Source organism: Flavobacterium sp. GW821-FHT11G01, from assembly GCF_058808175.1.
Map to the genome: position 1 here is coordinate 346,732 of NZ_JBXARK010000003.1, position 24,579 is coordinate 371,310.

Sequence of the window (24,579 nt, forward strand, 5' to 3'; positions counted from 1 at the left end):
TTATTTCTTAACCAATTAATTGTGTAAATAAATCCTGATTATCATTTAAATATTGAAACTCAAAACCATTTTTAGTCATATTCAATTTGATATTCATAATGTCCTTTTTGTTTTTCAATTCTAATCCAACAACCACAGAACCAACCTCGCGATTGTTTTTTTTATGAAATTGGAAATAAGTAATATCATCATCCGGACCTAAAATATTATTTACAAATTCTTTTAAAGCACCCGGACGCTGCGGAAACTGAATCATGAAATAATGCATTAAACCTTCGTAAAGCAACGAGCGCTCTTTTATTTCGGCAGTTCTTTCGATATCATTATTGCTTCCGCTGACAACACAAACAACTTTTTTGCCTTTTATTTTGTCTTTATAAAAATCCAAAGCCGCAATAGTCAAAGCTCCGGCTGGTTCTACTACCATAGCTTCTTCATTGTATAAACGTAAAATTGTAGTGCAGACTTTTCCTTCCGGAACCAGAATTATATCTTCTAAATTATTCCGACAAATTTCAAAAGTCATATCACCAACTTGTTTTACAGCAGCACCATCAACAAATTTGTCAATGGTTTTTAAAGCAGTGTTTTTGTTTTCTGCAATCGAAGTTTTCATTGAAGGAGCGCCTTTTGGCTCAACGCCGATGATTTTCGTATTCGGACTTAAATGCTTGAAAACTTCAGATAAACCAGAAGCTAATCCGCCGCCGCCAATCGGAACAAAAACATAATCGATTGGCTCTTTGTAACTGTCAAGGATTTCTAATCCAACAGTTCCCTGACCAGCAATAACTTTTTCATCATCAAATGGATGAATAAATATTTTATGGTTTTTAATAGCATCGGCTGTGGCAGAAGCATAAGCATCATCAAAAGTATCGCCTGTAAGTACAATTTCTACAAACGATTTTCCAAACAATTGTACCTGTTTTACTTTTTGTTTTGGAGTTGTTTTTGGCATGTAAATTTTGCCTTTTATTTGCAGAAGATGACAGGAGTAAGCAACGCCCTGAGCATGATTTCCAGCACTTGCGCATACAATTCCGACTGCTTTTTCTGTTTCATTTAACGAAGAAATTTTGTTGTATGCTCCTCTAATTTTATACGACCGTACAATCTGTAAATCTTCTCTTTTTAATAAAATAGTCGATTTAAATTCGTCTGAAAGATTTAAATTTTGTGTAAGAGGAGTAGCGGCAACTACATTTTCGAGTTGCTTTTTTGCAGCAAGTACTTCATTAAATAGATTCATGATGTTTTGTTTTTTTGCCACGAATTACACAAATTTCCTCTAATTTATTTCCTCAATGACAGGAAAAAATTCGTGAACATTCGTGAAATTCGTGGCAACTTTTTAATTATTTATAAATAAAAAACCTCCCGGTTTGGGAGGTTTAATAAATTGTATTTTGTTTACTTATTTATATAATACCTCACCATTACTGCTGAATAGCAATAATACTAATAGAGATAATAATGTTATTTAAGTTTTTCATTTCAGATAATTGAATCGCAAATGTATTAATTATTTTTTAACCGGCGGATATTGTGCTAAAACTTTGTTTACAATCTCAGCTACTTTTGCATCTTTTTTATCGACGTTTTTCGTTAAGGTTGAAACACCTTCACCTTGCCAGATCATTTCTTTCTTTTTGGCATCAATAAGGTCGATAAATAAAGTTCCTTCCGTAGAAGATGAAACTGTAGTTTGTCCTCCGTACATCATGTAAGGATTCCATCCCCATCCCCAACCGTAGCCCCATCCGGCGCTAAATTGGTTTACGCTTACTTGTTCTCTTGATTTGGTAAAAATATTTACTAATAAATCAGGATTTTCACTTTTAGTAAAACCTTTGGCTTGCATTTCGGTATCTATTGCATGTAGAATTCTTCTTTTATCCAAATCAGAAATTTCGACTTTATCAATTCCGGGCTTAAAGAAAGCATACGTTTTATAAGGCGCAAAATCTACGTTTTTGTCGTAATCAGAATAAACACTGACCGAACTGCAGGAAGCTAGTATTAAAAGCAGAAAAACAGGTACTAATTTGAATGTTTTCATATATTTAAAAATTTAATGTTCTCATTTTTAATTAAATAAGAAAACTTTAGACTAAAATAGAGTCTCGTCGACTATATTAGGCAAAGTTACTTTTAGTAAAGGCTGAACTTCCATTGCTCTTTTTATGGCAAAAATTGCTTCGTCGTTTCGAGCCCAGCTTCTTCTTGAAATTCCGTTGTTAACATCCCAAAAAAGCATTGATGCTAAACGTTTTGAAGCTTCTTTAGAACCATCAAGAACCATACCAAAGCCGCCATTTATAACCTCTCCCCAGCCAACGCCACCGCCATTATGAATAGATACCCAGGTTGCGCCTCTAAAACTGTCTCCAATCACATTTTGAATGGCCATATCGGCTGTAAAACGAGATCCGTCGTAGATATTTGAAGTTTCTCTGTAAGGAGAATCAGTTCCTGAAACGTCATGATGATCGCGTCCTAAAACCACTGTTCCAATTTCGCCTTTTGCAATGGCCTGATTAAAAGCTTCGGCGATTTTAATTCTTCCTTCTGCATCAGCATAAAGAATTCTGGCTTGTGAACCTACAACCAATTTATTTTCCTGGGCGCCTTTGATCCATTTGATGTTATCCTGCATTTGTTGCTGAATTTCATCCGGAGCCGTTTTGGCCATTTCTTCTAAAACCTGACTTGCGATAGTATCAGTTTTTTGTAAATCTTCTGGTTTTCCAGAAGTACAAACCCATCTGAAAGGCCCAAAACCATAATCAAAACACATTGGCCCCATAATATCCTGAACGTAACTCGGATATTTAAAATCGATGTTATTTTCGGCCATTACATCAGCACCAGCACGTGAAGCTTCTAATAAAAAAGCATTTCCATAATCGAAAAAATAAGTTCCTTTTGCTGTGTGTTTGTTAATTGCTTTCGCTTGTCTGCGTAAAGATTCCTGAACTTTTTCTTTGAATAATTCAGGATTATTGGCCATCATTTCGTTGGCATCTTCAAATGAAATTCCAACAGGATAATAACCTCCCGCCCACGGATTATGAAGCGAAGTCTGATCTGAACCTAAATCAATTTTGATATTTTCCTTGTCGAAACATTCCCAAACATCAACGACATTTCCTAGATAAGCAATCGAGACAACTTCTTTATTGGCTTTCGCCGAATTAACTCTCTTAACCAATTCTTCAGTCGAAGTTACGATTTCATTAATCCATCCTTGTTCATGGCGAATTTTAGTAATTTTCGGATTTACTTCGGCGCAGACCGTAATACAACCTGCAATATTTCCGGCTTTTGGCTGAGCTCCCGACATTCCGCCAAGACCTGAAGTCACGAATAAATTGCCTTCCGGATTTTGTTTTATTTTTCTGAAACCGTTCAAAACCGTAATCGTAGTTCCGTGTACAATTCCTTGCGGGCCAATATACATATAACTTCCTGCCGTCATTTGTCCGTATTGTGAAACGCCCAAAGCATTCATTTTTTCCCAATCATCCGGTTTAGAGTAATTTGGGATAACCATTCCGTTTGTAACTACAACTCTTGGTGCTTCAGAATGCGAAGGAAATAATCCCATCGGATGCCCTGAATACATCGTTAAAGTTTGCTCATCTGTCATTTCAGACAAATACTGCATGGTCAATAAATATTGTGCCCAGTTCTGAAAAACAGCTCCGTTTCCACCATACGTAATCAATTCGTGCGGATGTTGTGCCACAGCATAATCCAGATTGTTCTGAATCATGTGCATAATTGCTTTTGCCTGTAAAGATTTCCCCGGATATTCATCAATTGGTCGCGCGTACATTCTATAATCAGGACGAAGGCGATACATATAGATACGACCGTATTTTTCTAATTCTTCTGAAAATTCAGGAAGTAATTCAGCATGATGTTGAGGTTCAAAATAACGCAAAGCATTTTTTAAAGCCAGTTTTTTTTCCTCTGTTGAAAGAATTTCTTTTCGTTTTGGCGCATGGTTAATCGCTAAATCGTAGTCTTTTTTTGGAGGTAATATATTTGGAATTCCTTGTTTTATTTCTTCTTGGAAAGTCATTTATTTTTAAGGTGCTGAGTTGCTAAGGTTGTAAGATGCTAAGGTATATTAGCTAGATTAACAACAGATTAATTTTTTTGTTCTTTAATAGATTATTTTGCCTTGATGGAATTTAAACGTGCATGATATTTTTTTATAAATGAAAACTCGATTTAATTATCTAATTTTCAAATTGGCACATTTTCTAATTAAAAAACTAAGGATAACGGATATCCGACCTATGATAAGACTTGTGGATTTTAATCCTGAATTTTCTTGAATGGATATCCATATAATATTTTAGATTGTTGATTCTAGATTTTAGATTGTTGAATTATCTAATTGACACATTCTCAAATTGACTAATTAGCTTTCTTTTTTATTTCGCCTGTTCTTTTATCAAACCCATAAGGACAATGACGACAACCACTTTTACAGCAATAACCACGTTTTAAATGGTGTTTTTCAGTAAAGCATTTATAACCTTCCGGCGTATAGTAAAAATCTTCGCCTTCGATTAATTTATTTTCATTACTTTGCTCTTTCATAAATCTGCTTTGGGTGCTGTTTTATTTCTTTAAAAAATCAAAAATAAATAATTGATTGTGATTTTAATGAAATCAAACAATTTTATGTCTACAAATTTATAAATTTTACAGCTAATGTTTCTGATTGTTGCTAAATATTTAATTCCGAAAGGATATCGCGGCATGGCTGTATTTCCGTTTGTTGTGGTTAAATATAGTTTTGATAAAACGAATGAAACTTTTGTAAATCATGAAAAAATACATTTAAGACAACAATTAGAACTTTTGATTATTCCGTTTTTTATTTGGTATTTTTTAGAATATTTATTTCGGTTGATTCAATATAAAAACGCAGCTTTAGCGTACCAAAATATTAGTTTCGAAAGAGAAGCTTATACAAATGAAGCAAATCATAATTATCTCAAAAACCGATCTTTTTTTCAGTTTCTAAAATACATCACATTAAAATAAAACCGATTTTGAACCAGGATATTCATATCAATTTTCCAAGTGAAATTTCGTTAACTATAAAACGAGAAGACTTGATTCATCCGTTTGTTTCCGGGAATAAATTTAGAAAACTAAAATATAATTTATTTCAGGCGAAAGCCGAAAATAAAAAAACAATTTTGACTTTTGGCGGCGCTTTCTCCAATCATATTGCTGCCGTAGCCTATGCAGGAAAAGAACAGGGTTTTAAAACAATCGGAATCATTAGGGGCGATGAACTTTTTGATAAAATCGATGAAAATCCGACTTTGAAATTTGCTCAGGAAAACGGAATGACATTTGAATTTGTTTCGAGAGAAGAGTATCGGAATAAAAATGAAATTTCATTTTTAGAAAAACGTAAAGAACAATTTGGTAATTTTTATTTAGTTCCCGAAGGAGGAACAAATGAACTTGCTGTAAAGGGCTGTGAAGAGATTTTAACGGAGGAAGATTCCGTTTTCAATTACGTCTGTTGTGCAGTTGGAACCGGTGGCACGATTTCTGGATTGATTAATAGTGCATTGCCAAATCAGAAAATTTTAGGCTTTCCGGCGTTAAAAGGTGACTTTTTAAACGATGAAATTCGTATTTTTGCAAAAAAAGATAACTGGAATTTAATTTCTGACTATCATTTTGGAGGTTATGGCAAGATAAATTTAGAATTAATTGAATTTATTAATGCGTTTTTTGAAGAGAACAAAGTGCCCTTAGATCCAATTTATACAGGAAAGATGGTTTTTGGCGTTATAGATTTAATCAGCAAAAATTATTTTCCTGCACATTCAAAAATTTTACTCATTCACACTGGCGGATTACAGGGAATTGATGGAATGAATATCAAATTGAAGCAGAAAAAATTACCAATACTCAAAAACAATGATTAAAAAGATCCTATTGTTCTTTATAGTTGCAGTTCTGGCAAGCTGTTCATCCAGCAAACCCGCTATCGCAACGACCAAAAAACAAGCAGCTGTTCAGAGGCCCAGGACAGTCGCAGCGAAAAAACAAACTCCAGTTAAGCCAATTGGCAAAAATTACCCTTCTACAAATAATACGACAGAAGTTATTCAGTCGACCTCAAAAACTACTGTTACCAGCAATTCAATTAACGATTATGTTTTGCAGTACAAAGATATTGCAATGGGAAATATGCAGAAATATGGTATTCCTGCAAGTATTATTTTGGCGCAGGGAATATTGGAATCTGGTGCAGGTAAAGGAGATTTAGCTGTTGAAGCTAATAATCATTTCGGAATAAAATGCCACAAAGACTGGTTGGGAGAAAGTGTTCGCCATGACGATGATTCGGCTCAGGAATGTTTCAGAAAATATAGAGAAGCTTCAGAATCATATAGAGATCATGCTTTATTTTTGGTTGGAAAAAATAGATATGCTTCATTATTTACTTACGAAAAAGACGATTATAAAGCGTGGGCAAAAGGATTAAGAGCATGTGGTTATGCTACAGATCCTAATTATCCGGATAAATTAATCAGTTATATAGAGCGTTATAATCTGCATCAATACGATTGCCAGATTACAGGAAAAGATTATGTTGCTATTAACAAAACAGCTCCTGCAAGAAAATCATCTTATGATGTGGCTTCAGATCCAAAGATAAACATGAACTCAAATGACCCGAATTTATATGAAGTTCAAAAAGGAGATACTTTGTATTCTATTTCAAAAAAATTCAATGTATTAGTCGATGATTTAAAGCAAAAAAATAGTTTAACTGATAATGCCATTTCAATAGGACAGAAATTGCGAGTTAAGTAATTATGAATTGATAATTGACAATTAACAATTATCAAGAAATCTAAAATAAAAAATGATCTATAAAAGAAGTAGTCAGCTTTTTGCTGAAGCAGAAAAAGTAATTCCGGGAGGAGTAAATTCGCCAGTTCGTGCTTTTAAAGCAGTAGGAGGAACTCCAATTTTTGTAAAAAGTGCCAAAGGTGCTTATTTGTATGACGAAGACGGAAATAAATTAATTGATTATATCAATTCATGGGGACCTATGGTTTTAGGTCACGCGTATCAGCCTGTTGTTGATGCTGTGATTGAAAAAGCAAAATTGGGAACTTCATTCGGAATGCCAACAGAATTGGAAACAGAAATAGCAGCTTTGGCCGTTTCTATGGTTCCAAATATTGATAAAATTAGATTTGTAAATTCAGGAACAGAAGCTTGTATGAGCGCGATTCGCTTAGCTCGTGGATTTACAAGAAGAGATAAAATTATCAAATTTGCAGGTTGTTACCACGGACATTCAGATTCCTTTTTGATTCAGGCAGGAAGTGGAGCCGTAACTTTTGGTTCGCCAAATAGTCCGGGAGTTACAGAAGGAACTGCAAAAGATACTTTATTGGCAAAATACAATGATTTAGAGAATGTAAAAACTTTAATCGAGGCTAATAAAAACGAAATTGCGGCAATAATTATTGAACCAGTTGCAGGAAATATGGGCTGTATTCCGCCTCAAAAAGGTTTCTTGCAAGGTTTAAGGGATTTGTGTACTGCAAACGGAATTTTATTGATTTTTGATGAGGTTATGACGGGTTTCCGTTTGGGTCGCGGTGGAGTTCAGGAATTGTTTAATGTTAATGCTGATATTGTAACTTTCGGAAAAGTAATTGGTGGAGGGTTGCCGGTAGGAGCTTTTGCTGCCCGTGCCGAAATCATGAATTATCTGGCACCACTTGGACCGGTTTATCAGGCGGGAACATTATCTGGAAATCCATTAGCAATGGCTGCCGGATTAGCAATGTTACAATCTTTAGATAATGATCGTGCGATTTTTACTCGTTTAGAAGAAAAAACAGCTTATTTAGAAGCAGGAATTGATAAAGTTTTAAAAGCAAATAATGTTGTTTTTACAATCAATAGAGTAGGTTCTATGATTTCTGTTCACTTTGATGCAAATCCGGTTACAGATTTTCAAACTGCTGCAAAAGGAGATAATGAAACGTTTAAGAAATTCTTCCACGGATTGTTGAATGAGGGTGTTTATATTGCGCCGTCAGCATATGAAACCTGGTTTATTACAGATGCATTAACGTACGAAGATTTAGATTTTACTATAAATGCAATTGATAAAGTTTCGAAAACTTTTTAGTTTTTAAAATTAAAAACAGATTAAATTTAAGGCTCAACTTCTAAAAAGTTGAGCCTTTTTTATTAGTTAATAAAAAGTTAATAGGGAGTTGTTTTCTTGTATTATTATAATCAAAAATTATTTTTGTTTATCAAATAACCATTAAACCAAAAGTAAATGAAGAAATTTTTCATTTTATCTACGATAGCAGCTTTTATGCTATTTCCGAGTAATCAATTTGCCCAATCTAAAAAGAAAAAATCTTCAAAAGAAGAAGCTGCAACTCCTCCCCCAGAAAAAAAATCGGAATCAACTATTAAGGAATACAGCAAAGTAATTACCAAAGACGCTGTATCTGATGAAGGACTTTTTACGGTTCATAAAGTAGACAAAAAGTACTATTTCGAAATCCCTAACAAATATTTAAATAAAGACATGCTGTTAGTAAGCAGATTGTCAAAATTACCTTCTAATTTAGGAGGCGGTTATGTAAACGCTGGTTCTGAAACCAACGAACAATTGATTGTCTGGCAGCGTTTTCAGGATAAAATCCTCATCAAATCTAAATCCTATAATGCGGTTGCAAACGATACATTACCGATTAGTATTTCGGTAAAATCGAATAATTATGAGCCAACCTTATTTGCTTTTGACATTGTAGCTTTCAGCAAAGATTCGGCAAATACAGTAATTGATGTGACTAAATTTTATAGCACAGACGTGAAGGCCATCAGTGGAATATCTGCAGAAATGCGTGAGGTATACAAAGTAAAAGGATTGGATGAATCGAGAAGTTTTGTCAATACAATTAAAAGTTTTCCGATGAATATCGAAGTAATTCAGGATATGACGTACAATGCTTCAAAACCATCAATGTTAGAAGAAAGTGAGTCAATTAGCATTCAGATGAATCAATCAATGGTTTTATTGCCGGAAGTTCCAATGAAACCAAGATTAGCAGATCCGCGTGTGGGTTGGTTTACTGTTAGTCAATATGATTATGGAAGTAATGAATTAAAATCAGATTTGAAAACGTACATCCGTCGTTGGAGATTAGAACCAAAAGATCCGGAAGCTTATGCCAGGGGAGAATTGGTTGAGCCAATAAAACCAATCGTTTATTATCTGGATCCTGCAACGCCTGAAAAATTGAGGAAATATATCAAACAGGGAATCGAAGAATGGCAAAAACCTTTTGAAACGGCCGGATTTAAAAATGCAATTATCGCAAAAGACGCTCCTACAAAAGAAGAAGATCCTGATTTTAGCCCGGAAGATATTCGTTATTCTGTAATTCGTTATGTAGCGAGTACAACCAGAAATGCAGTTGGCCCGAGCGTTTCAGATCCAAGAACGGGCGAAATTATCGAAAGTGATGTTATTTGGTATCACAATCATTTGCGTTCGTACAGAAACCGTTATTTGTTAGAAACAGGAGCTGCAAATCCAAAAGCAAGAACTTTGCAAACCAGCGATGAGGAAATGGGTGAAATGATGCGTATGGTAATTGCTCACGAAGTAGGTCATGCATTAGGTTTTCCTCATAATATGGGCGCCAGCTCTTCTTATGATTGCGAAAGTTACAGAAACGGAACGTTTACACAAGAAAATGGAATTGCGGCCAGTATAATGGATTATGCACGTTATAATTATATCGCACAGCCAGGAGATCAAAATATTCGATTTATTCGAAAAATGGGAGCCTATGATCATTATGCTTTAAACTGGGGATACAGAGCGATTCCAAATGCTAAAACTCCTCAGGATGAAAAAGCAACATTAGACAAATGGATTTTAGATAAAGCCGGAAATCCTATTTATCATTTTGGAAAACAAAGCAGTGCTTTTGATCCTTCTTCTCAAACAGAAGATATTGGAAATAATTCTATGAAAGCCAGTACTTACGGAATGAAAAATCTGGAATATGTTGCCAGTCATTTAAGTGAATGGACAAGCAATGTAACCAATGATTATGGAGATTTAGATGAATTATACAAAGAAATGTTAGATGTTTGGAGTCGTTATGTTGGGCATGTTGTAACTAATGTTGGTGGGGTTTACGAAAATACTAAAAATCCAAATCAGGCAGGAAATGTTTATGATGTTGTTCCTAAAGCAAAACAAATTGAAGCGATGAATTGGTTACAAGCAAATGCTTTTGCTTCTCCAACCTGGATTGTCAATGTTAATACTTTAAAAAATACCAATTTTGCAGGCTATACAGAAACATTTCGAAATCTTCAGGTAAGACATTTGAATAATTTATTGAGTCTTGGCCGAATTGGAAGATTAATGGATAATGAAATTTTGGGAGCAGACACTTACAAAGCATTAGATTTATTCAAAGACACCAGAAAAGGAATTTGGAAAGAAGCTGGTACAGCAACGAATGTTACCATTTACCGTAGAAATCTGCAAAGGGCTTATATTGATAGAATGGCCTACCTAATGACAGAAGAAATTAAGCCAACAGATAGATCTACTGTTTATTACAATGTGTCTCAGTCTGATTTAAGAGCCTTAGTTCGTGGGGAATTAAATGTTCTTAAAAAATCACTTGCAACAGCAAAAGCGTTAGGTGTAAATACCGAAACAAAATATCATTACGAAGATTGTATCAAACGAATTGATTTGATATTAAATCCAATTAAATAGATTTATAGAAATAAAAAAGAGGCTTTTAAAGCCTCTTTTTTTGTTTAGGGACAAAAAGTTAGATTTTTTCTTTTCTGTATTCTTTCATTTTTTCTCTAGCTTTGTCTTTGTTTTCTTCCTGAATAGCTTTCCATTTTGTGTATTGGTCAGCATTCAAAATAGCTTTCATTTTAGCATCATTTGCTTCTTTTTCAGCCATCATTTCTTTTTTAAAGGCTTCTCTTTCTGCAGTTGTTGGTTTTGCATCGCTGTCTTTTTTTGCCTGACGTGCTTCTCTGAATTTTTCAGCTTTTGCACTTCTTTCGGCTAATAATTGTTTTACCTGCGCTTGTTGATTAGCATCCAGAGTTAACTCTGAAGTTAGCTTTTTTAACTGCTTCTCATTACGCTGTTCCGGAGTCATTCTTTCTTTGTGCTCTTTATGATCCTGAGTTTGATCCTGATCTGCGTCTTGTGCAAAACTTGCTACTCCAACGAATAACAAAGCTGCGATAAATAATTTTTTCATGATGTAAGTTTTTTAATTGTTATATACTTTAGACTTTATCAAATTCAATAGGTTTAATCTGACTCTTAGAATTATATTTTATTTAACAAATTGAAGTCTAATTCATTAAAAACGTTTTCATAAGGATAAAATTACAGAATTAATTGCTTATTTTTAAGGTATCAACAAGTTACGAACCTAGAAGAATGTATTATGAATTTAGAATCATCATCCAATAATAATAAGATTGCTTTTTTTTCAACTCAGCCTTACGACAAAACTTTTTTTAATAAATACAATAATGATTTTGGTTTTGAGCTGGATTTTTTTGAAACGCAATTAAATCCTCAAACCGTAATTTTGATTGAAAATGCATCCATTGTTTGTGTTTTTGTGAATGATATTGTCAATGAATCTGTAATCAAACAATTGGCAGAAAAGAACGTAAAAATTATTGCTTTGCGTTGTGCAGGTTTTAATAATGTCGATTTAGAAGCAGCAAAAAAATACAATTTAAAAGTTTGCCGAGTTCCTGCCTATTCACCTCAAGCTGTTGCAGAACATGCCATGGCAATGATTTTGACTTTAAATAGAAAAACACATAAAGCCTACAACAGAGTTCGGGAACAAAATTTCTCCTTAAACGGATTGTTAGGTTTTGATTTATTTGGAAAAACAATAGGAATCATCGGAACCGGAAATATTGGGAAAGCTTTTGCAAAAATAGCATTAGGTTTTGGCTGTAAAGTGCTGGCTTATGATATTGTAACAAATTCTGAAATGGAAAAGGACGGAGTTGCATTCGTATCCTTAGAAACCATTTTTAAAGCGAGTGATATTATTTCATTGCATTGTCCCTTAAACGAGCAAACCAAACATATAATCAATAGCAAGTCTATCGATGAAATGAAAGACAGCGTCATGATCATCAATACCAGTCGTGGCGGATTAATCGAAACAGCTTGCGTTATTGAAGGTTTAAAAGAAGGTAAAATAGGTTATTTAGGAATCGATGTTTATGAACAGGAAGAAAAGTTATTCTTTAGAGATTTATCTGCAGATATAATTCAGGATGACGCGATTCAGCGCTTAATGAGTTTTCCAAATGTTTTGGTAACAGCGCATCAGGCTTTTTTTACCAACGAAGCTTTAACTCAGATTGCATTGGTCACTTTTAATAATATAAAATCTTTACTGAATCAAAATGATATTGAAAATAAAGCGGCTTTATTGGTTTAAAAACAAATGTTAAGAATTTAAAAACAGAAAATATGAAAACGAAAATTTTAATTGCATTTATAGTTCTGGCGATGTTTTCGTGTCAGAATAAAGAAAAACCAGCATCAAAAAATATCATTAAAACTATTGTTCAGGACACGTTATCAAAAACGTTGGGAGGTACAGCAAACTTAAGCGATGTTCCTCCGAAAGACAATAAAACAGTTGAACTGATTAGAAAACAGCTTACAGTTTTATTAAAGAAAGATTTACCAGCCATGACAAAAGACGATAGATTCTTTTATTACGAAGCTTACGATTTAAATAACGATAAGAAAAATGAATATTTTGTAGGTTTCTCCAATCGGTATTTCTGCGGAAGCGGAGGCTGCTCAGGTTATATCTTAAATAATGATGGAAGTTTAATTAATTCTTTTACCGTAACCGATTTTCCCATTTTCGCAGCAAAGACTTCATCTGAGAATTTTAAAGACCTAATTTTTAAAAGTGGAAATACATTACATCTTGTAAAAATGAAAAACGGAAAATATCCCTCAAATCCATCCGTTCAGGAAAAATGGAAAGGAGAAATTCCTAAGGAATCTCCGGTTATTTTGGATATTTATGCTAAGAAATTGGAGAAGTATTCGTTTTAGTTTATAAAAACAAAAAGCCCGACAAGTTTAAACCTGTCGGGCTATATTTATAATAAGATAAGATTTAAAACTATCCCACCAATTCAACCATCTTAAACTCGCCTTCAACAGCAACTTTAGTCAAACCATGTTTAGATAAATTTTTCATAGATGCGTCCCATTTTTTACCGCTTAAATTAGCAGTAATTTTTAATTGCTGAAGATCCATTTTATTTTCATTTCCTTTCAATAGATCTACGATGAATTTTTCTTCATCAGACAATTCAATCTGAGCTAGTTTTTTCTCCGGACGCATTTGTGGGAACAATAAAACTTCCTGAATAGAAGCATTATTTGTCAAATACATAATCAAACGATCCATACCAATTCCCATTCCAGAAGTTGGAGGCATACCATATTCAAGCGCTCTTAAGAAATCTTCATCGATAATTCCGTTCGCTTCATCATCACCTTTTTCAGACAAACGCATTTGGTCTTCAAAACGCTCACGCTGATCAATCGGGTCATTCAATTCAGAATAGGCATTTGCAATTTCTTTACCACAAACCATCAATTCAAAACGCTCTGTAAGTTCAGGATTATCGCGGTGTTCTTTACAAAGCGGAGACATTTCTTTAGGATAATCAGTAATGAAAGTTGGCTGAATATAATTTCCTTCACATTTAGCTCCAAAAATTTCATCAATCAATTTTCCTTTACCCATTGTTTTGTCAACGTCAATTCCCATTCCTCTGGCAGCTTCAAACAATTCGTCTTCGCTTTTTCCGGAAATATCAAAACCAGTAAAATGTTTGATAGAATCTGTCATCGTAACACGAGCATAAGGTGCTTTAAAGTTGATTTTGTGCTCACCAAAAGTAACTTCGCTAGTTCCGTTTACAGCAATCGCACAATGTTCAAGCAAACCTTCTGCAAATTTCATCATCCAGTTGTAGTCTTTGTAGGCTACATATATTTCCATAGCGGTAAATTCAGGATTATGCGTTCTGTCCATTCCTTCATTTCTAAAGTTTTTAGAGAACTCATAAACACCTTCAAAACCACCAACAATTAATCTTTTTAAATACAATTCGTTTGCAATACGCATGTAAAGCGGAATATCAAGCGAATTATGGTGCGTAGTAAACGGACGCGCCGCGGCACCACCCGGAATTGGTTGTAAAACCGGAGTTTCAACTTCCAAATAACCTGCATCGTTAAAATAACCACGCATAGCGCTAAACAACTTCGTACGTTTCACAAAAGTATCTTTAACGTGCTGATTCACTGTTAAATCTACATAACGCATTCTGTAACGCAATTCAGGATCATTAAAAGCATCGTGAACGTTTCCGTCTTCATCCGTTTTTGGTAAAGGAAGCGGACGAAGTGTTTTACTTAAGAAAGTAAATCCGTCAACGCGAATACATTGTGCACCCACTTTCGTAGTAAACAATTCACCTTCAATACCAATAAAATCACCTAAATCAGTTAATTTTTTAAATACAGTGTTGTATAATGTTTTATCATCACCTTCACACAAAACGTCGCGATTCACATACAATTGCAAACGTCCCTCGCTATCCTGTAACTCAGCAAAACAAGCTTTTCCCTGATCACGAACACTCATCAAACGTCCCGCAACGATCACCTTCTTACCTTCTTCAAAAGACTCCTTCACTTGCTTTGAAGTATGATTTACTGGAAAAAGATTAGCCGGATAAGGATTGATTCCTAAGTTGCGTAAGTTTTGAAGTTTTTCTCTTCTAATGATTTCTTGTTCTGATAATGCCATTTTGTGCTCTTTTTTTAAGTCTGCAAAGATAAAGAAAAGAATGTACATTTCAGAATGCAGATTTTAGATTTTTTGAAGCAGAAATTTTCGTGTTTTCAATCTCGTTTTGTCCCGCTATCCACTTGTATCTTTTTTGTCCCGTTTGTAAAACGGGACAAAAAAGGATACCGCTTCTATCGGGGCTAGTTTAGATGTTTTTGTTTTCAAAAGACGTTTTAGTTGAGATGTTTACAAAAATTTATGAAATATTATTTCTGAAAGAAATTAAACAAAAAACCTCAGTATCTTAGCAACTCAGAACCTCAGAACCTTTCCAAAAAAATGAATAAAATACAAGTCTTTCTATTTCTAATTCTATTATCAGGTTGCCAAATCACTGAAACCATAAATATCAATCCGGACGGAAGCGGAAGTATTGAGGTTTTTCAATTACGAGACGAAAATAGTTATATGCAATTAGGTCGTCCTCTTAAAAGCTCAGAAAAATTCACAGATACAATATTTGTTTTCCAGGATTATATAACAAAATACAAAGAAACGTTTGTGAAATTTAATAAAGCGGATCAGGCACTTTTTCAGGAACATGCCAATGTCAAAATGCATGTAAAGCTAGATCCAATTCAAATGGAAAATTTTAATGTAATTTCTTCTGACTTTAAAAAAATAGAAGAATTGCCGAATATCTATGAAAGCCTTAGTTTAGCAAATTCTTTAAAAGAAAATTATCCGGTTTCAAAAGAATTTTTTAAAATAAAATATACTTTCGACGGGTCTGTTTTTAAAAGGAATTTAGTTATTGTTGATCGCGAAGAATTTGATCGCAATAAAAAAATGCTCGAAGAAAGAAAAAAAACATATGCTAAATATAAATTAGTACAATCCTATATTTTAAAATATCATTTTCCGGGAAAAATAAAATCAGTTTCAAATGAGAAAGCGATTCTGAGCCCTGATAAAAAATCATTAACCTTAGAATTTCAACTTTCAGATTGTTTACAAAATCCGGAAATGACGAATTTAGAAGTGGTTTTAGAGTCAAATAGTAATTAAACATAAATACTCAAAAAAACCTGAAGTCAATCCAATAAAAACTTAGTCCCGAAACCTCGGGATAGAATCTCAGTCCCGAAGCTTCGGGATCAGAACCTTTAAAAATAAAATACTCTTCGTATATTTGATAAAAAATTAACCATGATGAAATTATATAAATTACTTAGTTTTTCTTTTTTACTGGCAACGCTTACAAGCTGTACTTTTACCGAAAACATGTATATCAACGATAACGGAACAGGAAAATTTTCTGTAGATGTAGATGGTTCGGCTTTAATGGAAATGGCGGGCGATCAACTCGGAAACCAAATGGGAGCAGATGCCAAAAAAAATATCGACTCTACTTTTACTTTCAAACAGTTAATTGCAGAAAAACAAGATAGTATTTCAAAATTATCACCAGAAGCGCAAAAAGAAATTAAAAAACTGGAGAATTTTGTTTTAAATATAAAAATGAATGGAGAGCAAAAACAATTTCTAATGAACATTGCGACTGATTTTAAAAGTGTAAATGAGCTGCAGGATATATTACAATCAATGAGTGCTCTTCAAAAACTAGAAGGCGGAACTGCTCCTTCAACGCCGTTTGCAGGATTAGGAGATAATAAAAGTAAACTAAGTTATACTTACGACGGAAAGAAATTTACCCGTAAAGCAATAATAGAGAAGCAAAAACTTACTGAAAAAGCGGCTGATTCTACAGCAGATATGTCTAAAATGATGTTTGCTTCCTCTAATTATATTATTAAGTATCATTTTCCTAAACGTGTAAAAAAGGTTTCAAACCCAAATGCATTGTTTAGCGACGATAGAAAAACAATTACAATTCAATACCCTTTCACGGATTATATGGAGAATCCTGACAAACTTAACTTTGACGTTGAGTTTGAAAAATAATAAAAATGAATAAAAAAATCCAACTTCAAGATTTAGGAAGTAAAGATTATAAATCAACCTGGGAATATCAGGAAGAACTTTTTAAAGACATAGTCGACTTAAAAATCAAGAATAGAAGAGAAGAACTTGATTTAGAGACGCCAAATTATTTACTTTTTGTAGAACATCCGCATGTTTATACTTTAGGGAAAAGCGGTGATTTAGAGAATTTACTATTAAACGAAAAACAACTCGAAGCCAAAGGAGCAACCTTTTATAAAATCAATCGTGGTGGTGATATTACGTATCACGGACCCGGACAAATTGTAGGTTATCCGATTTTGGATTTAGAGAATTTCTTTACTGATATTCATAAATATTTACGTTTTCTCGAAGAATCTATTATTTTGACTTTAGAAGAATACGGTTTAAAATGCGGTAGAAGCGAAGGCGAAACCGGCGTTTGGCTAGATGTTGGAACTCCGTTTGCACGTAAAATTTGTGCGCTTGGTGTTCGCGCTTCACGCTGGGTTACCATGCACGGATTTGCCTTAAATGTAAATGTAGATTTGGGTTATTTTGATAATATTATTCCGTGTGGAATTCGCGGAAAAGGCGTTACTTCATTACAAGTAGAACTTGGTGTTGAAAAAGTTGAAGAAGAAGAAGTAAAAGCCAAAATCGTTAAACATTTAACCCAATTGTTTGAAGCCGAATTTGTTTAGAATAAAGCTTTCTAAAATATAAAATAGTATGAAAAATGCTGAAGAAAATAACAATTATAGAATTGCTGTTCCTTTAGCATTTGAAACTGTTTTTTCTCATTTTTATTTCGCAGAAAACAAAACTAATTTTCCCGTTACAAAAACTTTATTGCCGAGTTTTCAAACCATTTTAGTTTTTAATTTCGGAGTCAAATCGACTTTAAAGTCACAGCAAAGTACTATTCTTGAAGTTGAAAAATGCATTGTTTTAGGTCCTATAAAACAGGCTTTCGATTATACTTTAAAACCCAATTCAGAAATTTTAGTCGCCAATTTTAAAGAAGATGCTTTCTATAGATTCTTCGGAAATGTACTGTTTGATTCTTTGCCAATTCATCCCGATGCCTTAATTCAGGAAAATTGCTTCAGTCTTTTATGGGAAGAGCTTCAACAAATTTCTGATGTTGTAGAACGTGTCGCTTATATTTTAGATTTCTGTAAGCCGTATCTTAGGGAACAAAACGAAATCACAACACTTTTAACCGATTTTAAAGAAGAAAATCTAAATCCGATAAAAGCGATTGCTTCAAAGGTAAATCAAACAGAAAGAAGCATTCAGCTGAATCAGAAAAAGGTTTTTGGATATACCATAAAAGAAATAAATCGCTACGAAAGGTTTTTAAAAGCCGTTAATGAAATTCAAAAAAACATAATAAATCAATCCAAAACAGATTGGTTAACTATTGTCGAAGAATGTGGTTATTATGACCAAAGTCAGCTCATTCATGACTTTAAATTTTATATGAATATTTCTCCAACTAAATTTCTAAAATTTCAAAACGATATCTGCAGTTCAAAAGCAGAATAAGTCTCATTTCGTTTTCTTACAATTGTCGCCGAAGCTTGTGTTTTAGATTTGTCATGTTCAATCTTAAAAATAGAAAACATGAAAAATTTAATTATTTACACACATCCAAATCCAGCTAGTTTAAATCATTTCTTCAAGCAAACTGTTCTTGAATGTTTAGAAAAATCCGGGCAAGAAGTTGTTGTTCGCGATTTAAATGCAATCAATTTTAATCCGGTTCTTTCTTTAGAAGATATGCAGGGGCAAAGAATCGGAAAAGTGGCAGATGACGTTAAAACAGAACAGGATTTTATCACTTGGGCAGATCGAATTATCTTTATTTACCCAATTTGGTGGACAGGAATGCCTTCAATTATGAAAGGTTATATCGATAGGGTATTTAGCTACGGATTTGCTTATCGATATGATGAAGGCATTCAAAAAGGATTATTAACCGGAAAAAGCACGATAATTATTAATTCTCACGGAAAATCAAATACAGAATATGAAGCAATAGGAATGGATAAAGCTTTGTCATTAACTTCAGATATTGGAATTTTTAATTATTGTGGTTTAGAAATTCAAAATCATTACTATTTTGATCAGGCAGATCGTGTTTTGGCAGAAAGTATTTCAGAATGGAAAAATCAGATCATAAATGCTTTTGAGTCTAGCAATGAATCAGTTGTTTTTGAATAGAAATTTATTTTTAAAGAGAATATTGCAAAAAATGTAAAAATGATTTTCTAAAAGCCTGGATTTTGAATTGATAGCAAATTATGAAAGCGCTGTAATTTTATAATGTTTTTTATGGTAAATTTGGTTTTATACTTTTAATGAAACATTAATCAAATCTAATTTTGCAGCTTATGAGAAAAATCTACTTTCTTTGTTTCCTTTTTATCTTAAACAATGTTTTTGCTCAAAAGAAGGATAAATTAAACCCAATTACTGTTTATGAAAAAGTTTGGCAGGAACATAATAGTGATGCAAGGTTAAAATTAATAAAAACAATTTGGTTAGACGACAGTACTTTCGAGGATCCTTCGGCGTCTATAAAAGGAGCAGTTGCATTGAATAATGTTATAAACGAGTTTTATAAAAAGTTTCCGGATGCCATATTAACATCAGATTCAAAAATAGTAAAAGACAATTATGTAACCTGGGATTGGAAAATTCTCGATTCAAAAAACAAGCCGATAATGGCAGGTCGTGATTTTGCCAGATTAAACGGGAAAGGCCAGATAAGTAAAATTATTGGTTTTTGGGATAAGGAAGTTACTTTATCAGAATCTGAAATTTTACAAAATCTTGAAGCTGATAATTTTAAAGTTGTCGCAAAATATTACGAATGCCTTTTTAAAACCAGAGATTTTAATGAAATGGCAGCCATAATCGAAGAAGCAGCGATTTATAATCAGGCAGAAGGATTGCCTTATGGTGGTACTTATGTTGGTTTTAACGAATGGACAAAAATGTATACAAAATCAAGTGAGTTTTTTGATTTGGAAATAGAAAAAGAACCGGTTTATTTTAGTGATGCTACTAAAAACGAAGTAATTATTTATTTTACTATAAAATGCAAAGCAAAAAAATCAGGTAAAACACTTTTGATGCCAATTTCTGAACATTTCGATTTAAAGAATGGAAAAATTACAGCAATCAGACCATTTTATTTTGATACCAAACAATTTGCTGAATTCTTGAAAAGTAAAAAATAGTATATATTAGTTAAGATTAAAAAAGGCTTATCCAAATCGATAAGCCTTTTTTAGTGTTCAAAAAAATCAAGTTCTAATTGTTCCGGTAAGAGTCTAAAACTCATTCGATGATATTTTGTAGTGCCATGTTCGCGAATGGCGTCACGATGTTCTTTAGTTGGATAGCCTTTATTCTGTTTCCAGTTGTACATCGGGAATTCTTCATGAATTTGCTCCATATAAAGGTCGCGGTAAGTTTTTGCCAATATAGAAGCAGCAGCAATACTTAAAAATTTCGCATCTCCTTTAATTATACTCTGATTCGGAATTGATTTTAATAATTCTATTTCTTCAACAGAAAATTGTCTTCCATAAGAATTTTTCAATCCTAATTTTGCATTCAGGGCGCGATTCCCATCCACTATAATAAAATCTGGCTTTTGATTTAATTTTAAGATGCATTCCTGCATTCCTTTCATAGAAGCATTAAGAATATTTATTTCGTCAATTTCATCTGGAAATAAATGTGTTACTGAAAAACAAACAGCATGTTGTTCAATAATTGGTTTTAAAAGAAATCTTTCTTTTTCAGATAATTGCTTACTGTCATTTAAAATTTGGTTTTCAAAATCGGCAGGTAAGATCACTGCAGCAGCAGTAACGGGTCCGGCCAGGCAGCCACGGCCAGCTTCATCAGTTCCGGTTTCAAATATATGTCCTGAATAATTAAGTTGAAGCATGCTTTTTATTTTGAATAGCAAATATAAATTTTTCTAAAAAAGGATAATAATAAATCTTTCAAAATTTGAATTGAGAATTGTTTTGGGATTTTTACCCAACTATTCTTTAATTATTTAGTAACTGAGATATAGTATTGTTGGGTTTTTATTAAATTTTATTCTATTAATTTTTCATTTTGCTTTCTTTTTTTGAATTATTTTGAAAGAAATCAACGCAATACCGGCAAATAAATTACATTATGATGTTAAAAATGCTTGGAATTATCAAAAGCTCAAAATTCATTGTAAAAATCACGATCTTAATAAAAGTTGTTCATCTTTTTTACGGGTTTGGTATTTAAAATTTTGAAATGTTAAAATATGTTAACAATTTTAAAGCAAAACCACTTGTTTTTTGATCTTTTTTATAGGAATTGATTTATTAAATACAAACTTGCGTTATATTTTTCAGGAAAATATTAAGGTATTGTTAATAATATTGAAAAAATTTAAATTGAATAGTTTGTTATTTTAAGAAATAATTAAGATGTTTGCCGCATACTAATTCAAAATAAATTAAAATGAAATTAAAATTTAAATGGATTTTTACGCTCCTTGTAGCGTTATCTATGCAGTTTTCTTTTGCTCAAGAGAGAACTGTCACTGGAAAAGTATCTGATAAAACAGGTGTTATTCCAGGAGTAAATGTTGCTGTGAAAGGATCAAAAGCAAATACTCAGACTGACTTTGATGGTAGTTATTCTATTAAAGCAAAGACTGGTGATGTTTTGGTTTTTTCGTATGTAGGTATGAATAATAAACAAGTTACTGTAGGAAGTGCAAGTACAGTAAATGTTGAAATGGAATCAGAAGCTCAACTAATGAATGAGGTTGTAGTTGTTGGTTACGGTGTTCAAAAAAGAAAGGAAGTAACCGGTTCTATTTCTAAAATTGCAGGAAAAGACATTGCTAACTTAGTTACTCCTTCTTTCGAGGGTGTTTTAGCTGGTAGAGCAACTGGAGTTCAGGTATTAACAAATACTGGTATCATTGGTGGTGCTCCAAAAATTAGAATTAGAGGTGTTGGATCTATTTCTGGAAGTACTGAGCCATTAATCGTTGTTGATGGTGTGCCTATTTATTCTGGTGATATTGGTGGTGTTTCTGCTACAAATGGTTTAGCGGATATTAACCCAGAAGATATCGAATCTTTTGATGTATTAAAAGATGGTGCTGCAACCGCTATTTACGGTTCGAGAGCGGCTAATGGTGTAATCTTGATTACTACTAAAAGCGGAAAGAAAGGTTCTTTAAAAGTAACTTACTCAAGTGTGTTTGGTGTTGCTAGTGCAGCTAAAAAATATGATTTGTTACAAACTCCTGATTTCTTGGTTATTTCTAATGAAAAAAGAACAAATAGAGGTCAAGCTCCATGGGCTTTTGGAAGTGCATATAATACAGATTGGCAAAGTGCAGTTTTAAGAAATGCTCCTCAAACTACTCATAATCTTAACTTCAGTGGTGGTTCTGAAAAAACAAAGTATTATTTGTCTTTAGGGATAACAGATTTAGATGGTATCAATTTAGCTAATGATATGAAAAAATATTCTGTTAGAACTAACATTGATCAGGATATCAACAAATGGTTAAGTATTGGTACTAATTTAGCTGTAAGTAGAACAGAGTATAATGGATTGAATATCAATGCAAATGGTTTGTCAGGTAACATTTTTAATACTACTAGACAGTTGCCTAATACGCCAATTTACGATGCTGCTGACCCAACTGGATATAATCTTTCAGCAAATGGACAAACTGTAGGTCAATGGGATAATACTGACCCAGCAGGAGATAACATTACAAATATTCTTTATGTTCTTGATCATAATAAATATAAATCTACAACTACGAGAATTTTAGTAAGTGCATTTGCAAATGCAAAAATTACTTCTGACTTAAGTTATAAATTACAAGTAAGTGGAGATAATGCTTCAACAGATGGTTACCAATATTGGAACCCAGTACATGGAGACGGACGTGGAGTTAATGGATCTTTGTATCAGGATAACACGAATCTATTGAGATGGAACTGGCAAAATATTTTGAATTACAAGCATACTTTTGCTGAAGATCATAATTTAGGTTTAACAGGTGTTGCTGAGTACCAAAAATCACGTACTAAAATATTATGGGGTTCAGGAACAGATATTTTAAGTGATTTCTACGATCAAAATTTAGTAACAGGTACTTATGCTACTAAAGATTCTGGTGGTAGTGCTTCTGAAAAAGGAATTATATCATATTTAGGTCGTTTTACATACAACTATAAAGAGAAATATTTTGTACAAGCTTCTCTTAGACGTGATGGAATTTCTCAATTTGAGAAAGATGTTAGATACCATAACTTCCCTGGAGTTTCTGCAGGTTGGACAGTTTCTAAAGAAAGTTTTATGGAAGGAATCAGTAGTACTGTTTCTGATTTGAAATTTAGAGGTTCTTACTCTGAAGTTGGTAACGTTGATGTATTAAATAGTGCAGCTTATCCTTCAAAAGGACTTATGATTGGTTCTCCATATGGTTCTTTAAATGGTATTGGTTACTATCAATTTGGTAATGATCAATTACAATGGGAAACTAGTAATAAAATTGATTTTGGTGTAGATTTAGGCTTATTCAACAATCGTTTGACTGTAGCATTTGACTATTATAAAAATGATATTGACGGTTTAGTATTAGCTGCTCCTGTAGCTCCTTCATTAGGTGTTCCTAACAGTATTATCAATTCTAACGTTGGTAAAATGTACAACCAAGGATATGAATTTGCTGTAAGTTTCAAAGCAATAAACAATGCTAACTTCACATGGGATGTTTCTTCTAATTTAACTCTTACTAAAAACGTAGTTACTGGTTTAGTTAATGGACAAGATATTGTAGGAGGTTCTTCATCTTTTGGTACATCTCAGGATATCGTTAACATAGCACCAAATATCATTATCAGACAGGGTGAATCTCTTAACTCTTTATACGGATTTAAATATTGGGGTGTAAATAAAGCAAATGGTAACCCAGTTTACTACAAAGCGGATGGTAGTTTAGTACAAGGAAACTTGGCAACGTCTACTTATACTGTTTTTGATCCTGCTAATCCTGGAACTGCTGGAGCAGCTGCAACATTAGCTACTACTGATAAAGCTGTTTTAGGAAATACTTTACCAACATATTACGGTTCATTCACATCAAGTATGAAATACAAGAATCTTGATCTTGGTTTCATGATTAGATTTAGTGGTGGAAATAAGATTTTTAACGCTACAAGAAGAGAATTGATGAACCAAAACTTTAACAACAACGGAACAGAGATTTTAGGAAGATGGCAAAGTGTTGATAATCCTGGAGACGGATGGACACCAAGATTATATGCAAGTTCAAATACATTTACAAACCTTTCAGGAAGTGCTTCAACTCGTTTCGTTGAGGATGGTGATTTTATCTCACTTGATAATATTAGTTTAGGTTATACATTACCTAAGATGTTAATGGATAAGATTGGTGTTGATAATTTTAGAGTTTTTGCTCAGGCACAAAATATCTGGTTAATTTCAGACTATAAAGGTATTAACCCTGAAATGGAAACAAATGGAGTAGACATTAATGGTACTCCACGTTCTAAGGTAATATCAGTTGGAATAAATGTAAGTTTATAAAAAA

Annotated in this window: 21 protein-coding genes; 14 read left to right on the forward strand and 7 right to left on the reverse strand. The window is 33.1% G+C overall.

The features are described from left to right. Positions 1–7 precede the first annotated feature (7 nt). The 4 genes from ilvA to AC1RRN_RS08485 form a co-directional block, all read right to left on the reverse strand. Positions 8–1,252, reverse strand: a complete 1,245-nt coding sequence (ilvA, locus tag AC1RRN_RS08470) for a threonine ammonia-lyase IlvA (protein ID WP_492966884.1) — start codon at positions 1,250–1,252, stop codon at positions 8–10. Positions 1,253–1,525: 273 nt separating this feature from the next. Further along, entirely contained in the window at positions 1,526–2,062 is a 537-nt protein-coding gene (locus AC1RRN_RS08475) for a DUF4136 domain-containing protein (protein ID WP_492966885.1), read from the reverse strand. Between the two features lie 51 nt (positions 2,063–2,113). Next, on the reverse strand, positions 2,114–4,090 hold the full coding sequence (gene hutU / locus AC1RRN_RS08480; RefSeq protein ID WP_492966886.1) for a urocanate hydratase: 1,977 nt from the start codon (positions 4,088–4,090) through the stop codon (positions 2,114–2,116). A gap of 341 nt (positions 4,091–4,431) precedes the next feature. Then, positions 4,432–4,617 carry a C1orf53 family protein gene (locus AC1RRN_RS08485; RefSeq protein WP_264536473.1) on the reverse strand — a complete coding sequence of 62 codons (186 nt, stop codon included), beginning with the start codon at positions 4,615–4,617 and terminating at the stop codon, positions 4,432–4,434. A gap of 114 nt (positions 4,618–4,731) precedes the next feature. Between AC1RRN_RS08485 and AC1RRN_RS08490 the strand changes: the two genes are divergently transcribed. The 5 genes from AC1RRN_RS08490 (at position 4,732) to AC1RRN_RS08510 (ending at position 10,840) form a co-directional block, all read left to right on the forward strand. Then, the gene (locus tag AC1RRN_RS08490) at positions 4,732–5,067 is read left to right on the forward strand and encodes a hypothetical protein (protein ID WP_492966887.1); all 336 of its coding nucleotides are present in this window, start codon (positions 4,732–4,734) and stop codon (positions 5,065–5,067) included. Between the two features lie 8 nt (positions 5,068–5,075). Continuing rightward, complete coding sequence (locus tag AC1RRN_RS08495) at positions 5,076–5,972, forward strand: 1-aminocyclopropane-1-carboxylate deaminase/D-cysteine desulfhydrase (RefSeq protein ID WP_492966888.1); 897 nt, start codon at positions 5,076–5,078, stop codon at positions 5,970–5,972. Continuing rightward, positions 5,965–6,867 carry a glucosaminidase domain-containing protein gene (locus AC1RRN_RS08500; RefSeq protein ID WP_492966889.1) on the forward strand — a complete coding sequence of 301 codons (903 nt, stop codon included), beginning with the start codon at positions 5,965–5,967 and terminating at the stop codon, positions 6,865–6,867. The genes AC1RRN_RS08495 and AC1RRN_RS08500 overlap by 8 nt, the downstream gene beginning before the upstream one ends. A 52-nt stretch (positions 6,868–6,919) precedes the next feature. Beyond that, positions 6,920–8,206: a glutamate-1-semialdehyde 2,1-aminomutase gene (gene hemL, locus AC1RRN_RS08505; RefSeq protein WP_492966890.1), complete on the forward strand. Its 1,287-nt coding sequence runs from the start codon at positions 6,920–6,922 to the stop codon at positions 8,204–8,206. A gap of 156 nt (positions 8,207–8,362) precedes the next feature. After that, entirely contained in the window at positions 8,363–10,840 is a 2,478-nt protein-coding gene (locus AC1RRN_RS08510) for a zinc-dependent metalloprotease (RefSeq protein WP_492966891.1), read from the forward strand. Positions 10,841–10,898: 58 nt separating this feature from the next. On the opposite strand, the gene AC1RRN_RS08515 is transcribed toward AC1RRN_RS08510, so the two are convergent. Next, positions 10,899–11,348, reverse strand: coding sequence for a DUF4890 domain-containing protein (locus AC1RRN_RS08515; RefSeq protein ID WP_492966892.1), 450 nt, complete (start codon positions 11,346–11,348; stop codon positions 10,899–10,901). Positions 11,349–11,540: 192 nt separating this feature from the next. Here AC1RRN_RS08515 and AC1RRN_RS08520 point away from each other — a divergent pair, with 192 nt between their 5' ends. After that, positions 11,541–12,566 carry a 2-hydroxyacid dehydrogenase gene (locus AC1RRN_RS08520; RefSeq protein WP_492966893.1) on the forward strand — a complete coding sequence of 342 codons (1,026 nt, stop codon included), beginning with the start codon at positions 11,541–11,543 and terminating at the stop codon, positions 12,564–12,566. A gap of 32 nt (positions 12,567–12,598) precedes the next feature. Continuing rightward, a complete protein-coding gene (locus AC1RRN_RS08525; RefSeq protein ID WP_492966894.1) occupies positions 12,599–13,201 on the forward strand; it encodes a hypothetical protein in 603 nt (200 codons plus the stop codon). 70 nt (positions 13,202–13,271) lie between these two features. Here the strand turns inward: AC1RRN_RS08525 and lysS are convergent, their stop codons facing one another. Beyond that, positions 13,272–14,975 carry a lysine--tRNA ligase gene (gene lysS / locus AC1RRN_RS08530; protein ID WP_492966895.1) on the reverse strand — a complete coding sequence of 568 codons (1,704 nt, stop codon included), beginning with the start codon at positions 14,973–14,975 and terminating at the stop codon, positions 13,272–13,274. Between the two features lie 321 nt (positions 14,976–15,296). Between lysS and AC1RRN_RS08535 the strand changes: the two genes are divergently transcribed. The 6 genes from AC1RRN_RS08535 (at position 15,297) to AC1RRN_RS08560 (ending at position 20,173) form a co-directional block, all read left to right on the forward strand. Continuing rightward, positions 15,297–16,025, forward strand: coding sequence for a hypothetical protein (locus AC1RRN_RS08535; RefSeq protein WP_492966896.1), 729 nt, complete (start codon positions 15,297–15,299; stop codon positions 16,023–16,025). Positions 16,026–16,169: 144 nt separating this feature from the next. After that, a complete protein-coding gene (locus AC1RRN_RS08540; RefSeq protein WP_492966897.1) occupies positions 16,170–16,922 on the forward strand; it encodes a hypothetical protein in 753 nt (250 codons plus the stop codon). Positions 16,923–16,927: 5 nt separating this feature from the next. Then, complete coding sequence (gene lipB / locus AC1RRN_RS08545) at positions 16,928–17,626, forward strand: lipoyl(octanoyl) transferase LipB (RefSeq protein ID WP_492966898.1); 699 nt, start codon at positions 16,928–16,930, stop codon at positions 17,624–17,626. 28 nt (positions 17,627–17,654) lie between these two features. Beyond that, positions 17,655–18,473: an AraC family transcriptional regulator gene (locus AC1RRN_RS08550; protein ID WP_492966899.1), complete on the forward strand. Its 819-nt coding sequence runs from the start codon at positions 17,655–17,657 to the stop codon at positions 18,471–18,473. Positions 18,474–18,551: 78 nt separating this feature from the next. After that, positions 18,552–19,151, forward strand: a complete 600-nt coding sequence (locus AC1RRN_RS08555; protein WP_492966900.1) for an NAD(P)H-dependent oxidoreductase — start codon at positions 18,552–18,554, stop codon at positions 19,149–19,151. A gap of 170 nt (positions 19,152–19,321) precedes the next feature. After that, complete coding sequence (locus AC1RRN_RS08560) at positions 19,322–20,173, forward strand: nuclear transport factor 2 family protein (protein ID WP_492966901.1); 852 nt, start codon at positions 19,322–19,324, stop codon at positions 20,171–20,173. A 50-nt stretch (positions 20,174–20,223) separates the two neighbouring features. Here the strand turns inward: AC1RRN_RS08560 and rnhB are convergent, their stop codons facing one another. Further along, positions 20,224–20,892 carry a ribonuclease HII gene (rnhB, locus tag AC1RRN_RS08565; RefSeq protein ID WP_492966902.1) on the reverse strand — a complete coding sequence of 223 codons (669 nt, stop codon included), beginning with the start codon at positions 20,890–20,892 and terminating at the stop codon, positions 20,224–20,226. Positions 20,893–21,452: 560 nt separating this feature from the next. On the opposite strand from rnhB, the gene AC1RRN_RS08570 reads away from it, so the two are divergent. After that, positions 21,453–24,575, forward strand: a complete 3,123-nt coding sequence (locus AC1RRN_RS08570) for a SusC/RagA family TonB-linked outer membrane protein (RefSeq protein WP_492966903.1) — start codon at positions 21,453–21,455, stop codon at positions 24,573–24,575. The last annotated feature ends 4 nt before the right edge of the window (positions 24,576–24,579 follow it).

Coding starts and splice junctions, on each gene's coding strand:
- ilvA (WP_492966884.1), bottom strand. CDS start 1,252: ATGAATCTATTTAATGAAGTACTTGCTGCAAAAAAGCAACTCGAAAAT.
- AC1RRN_RS08475 (WP_492966885.1), bottom strand. CDS start 2,062: ATGAAAACATTCAAATTAGTACCTGTTTTTCTGCTTTTAATACTAGCT.
- hutU (WP_492966886.1), bottom strand. CDS start 4,090: ATGACTTTCCAAGAAGAAATAAAACAAGGAATTCCAAATATATTACCT.
- AC1RRN_RS08485 (WP_264536473.1), bottom strand. CDS start 4,617: ATGAAAGAGCAAAGTAATGAAAATAAATTAATCGAAGGCGAAGATTTT.
- AC1RRN_RS08490 (WP_492966887.1), top strand. CDS start 4,732: ATGTTTCTGATTGTTGCTAAATATTTAATTCCGAAAGGATATCGCGGC.
- AC1RRN_RS08500 (WP_492966889.1), top strand. CDS start 5,965: ATGATTAAAAAGATCCTATTGTTCTTTATAGTTGCAGTTCTGGCAAGC.
- hemL (WP_492966890.1), top strand. CDS start 6,920: ATGATCTATAAAAGAAGTAGTCAGCTTTTTGCTGAAGCAGAAAAAGTA.
- AC1RRN_RS08510 (WP_492966891.1), top strand. CDS start 8,363: ATGAAGAAATTTTTCATTTTATCTACGATAGCAGCTTTTATGCTATTT.
- AC1RRN_RS08515 (WP_492966892.1), bottom strand. CDS start 11,348: ATGAAAAAATTATTTATCGCAGCTTTGTTATTCGTTGGAGTAGCAAGT.
- AC1RRN_RS08520 (WP_492966893.1), top strand. CDS start 11,541: ATGAATTTAGAATCATCATCCAATAATAATAAGATTGCTTTTTTTTCA.
- AC1RRN_RS08525 (WP_492966894.1), top strand. CDS start 12,599: ATGAAAACGAAAATTTTAATTGCATTTATAGTTCTGGCGATGTTTTCG.
- lysS (WP_492966895.1), bottom strand. CDS start 14,975: ATGGCATTATCAGAACAAGAAATCATTAGAAGAGAAAAACTTCAAAAC.
- AC1RRN_RS08535 (WP_492966896.1), top strand. CDS start 15,297: ATGAATAAAATACAAGTCTTTCTATTTCTAATTCTATTATCAGGTTGC.
- AC1RRN_RS08540 (WP_492966897.1), top strand. CDS start 16,170: ATGAAATTATATAAATTACTTAGTTTTTCTTTTTTACTGGCAACGCTT.
- lipB (WP_492966898.1), top strand. CDS start 16,928: ATGAATAAAAAAATCCAACTTCAAGATTTAGGAAGTAAAGATTATAAA.
- AC1RRN_RS08550 (WP_492966899.1), top strand. CDS start 17,655: ATGAAAAATGCTGAAGAAAATAACAATTATAGAATTGCTGTTCCTTTA.
- AC1RRN_RS08555 (WP_492966900.1), top strand. CDS start 18,552: ATGAAAAATTTAATTATTTACACACATCCAAATCCAGCTAGTTTAAAT.
- AC1RRN_RS08560 (WP_492966901.1), top strand. CDS start 19,322: ATGAGAAAAATCTACTTTCTTTGTTTCCTTTTTATCTTAAACAATGTT.
- rnhB (WP_492966902.1), bottom strand. CDS start 20,892: ATGCTTCAACTTAATTATTCAGGACATATATTTGAAACCGGAACTGAT.
- AC1RRN_RS08570 (WP_492966903.1), top strand. CDS start 21,453: ATGAAATTAAAATTTAAATGGATTTTTACGCTCCTTGTAGCGTTATCT.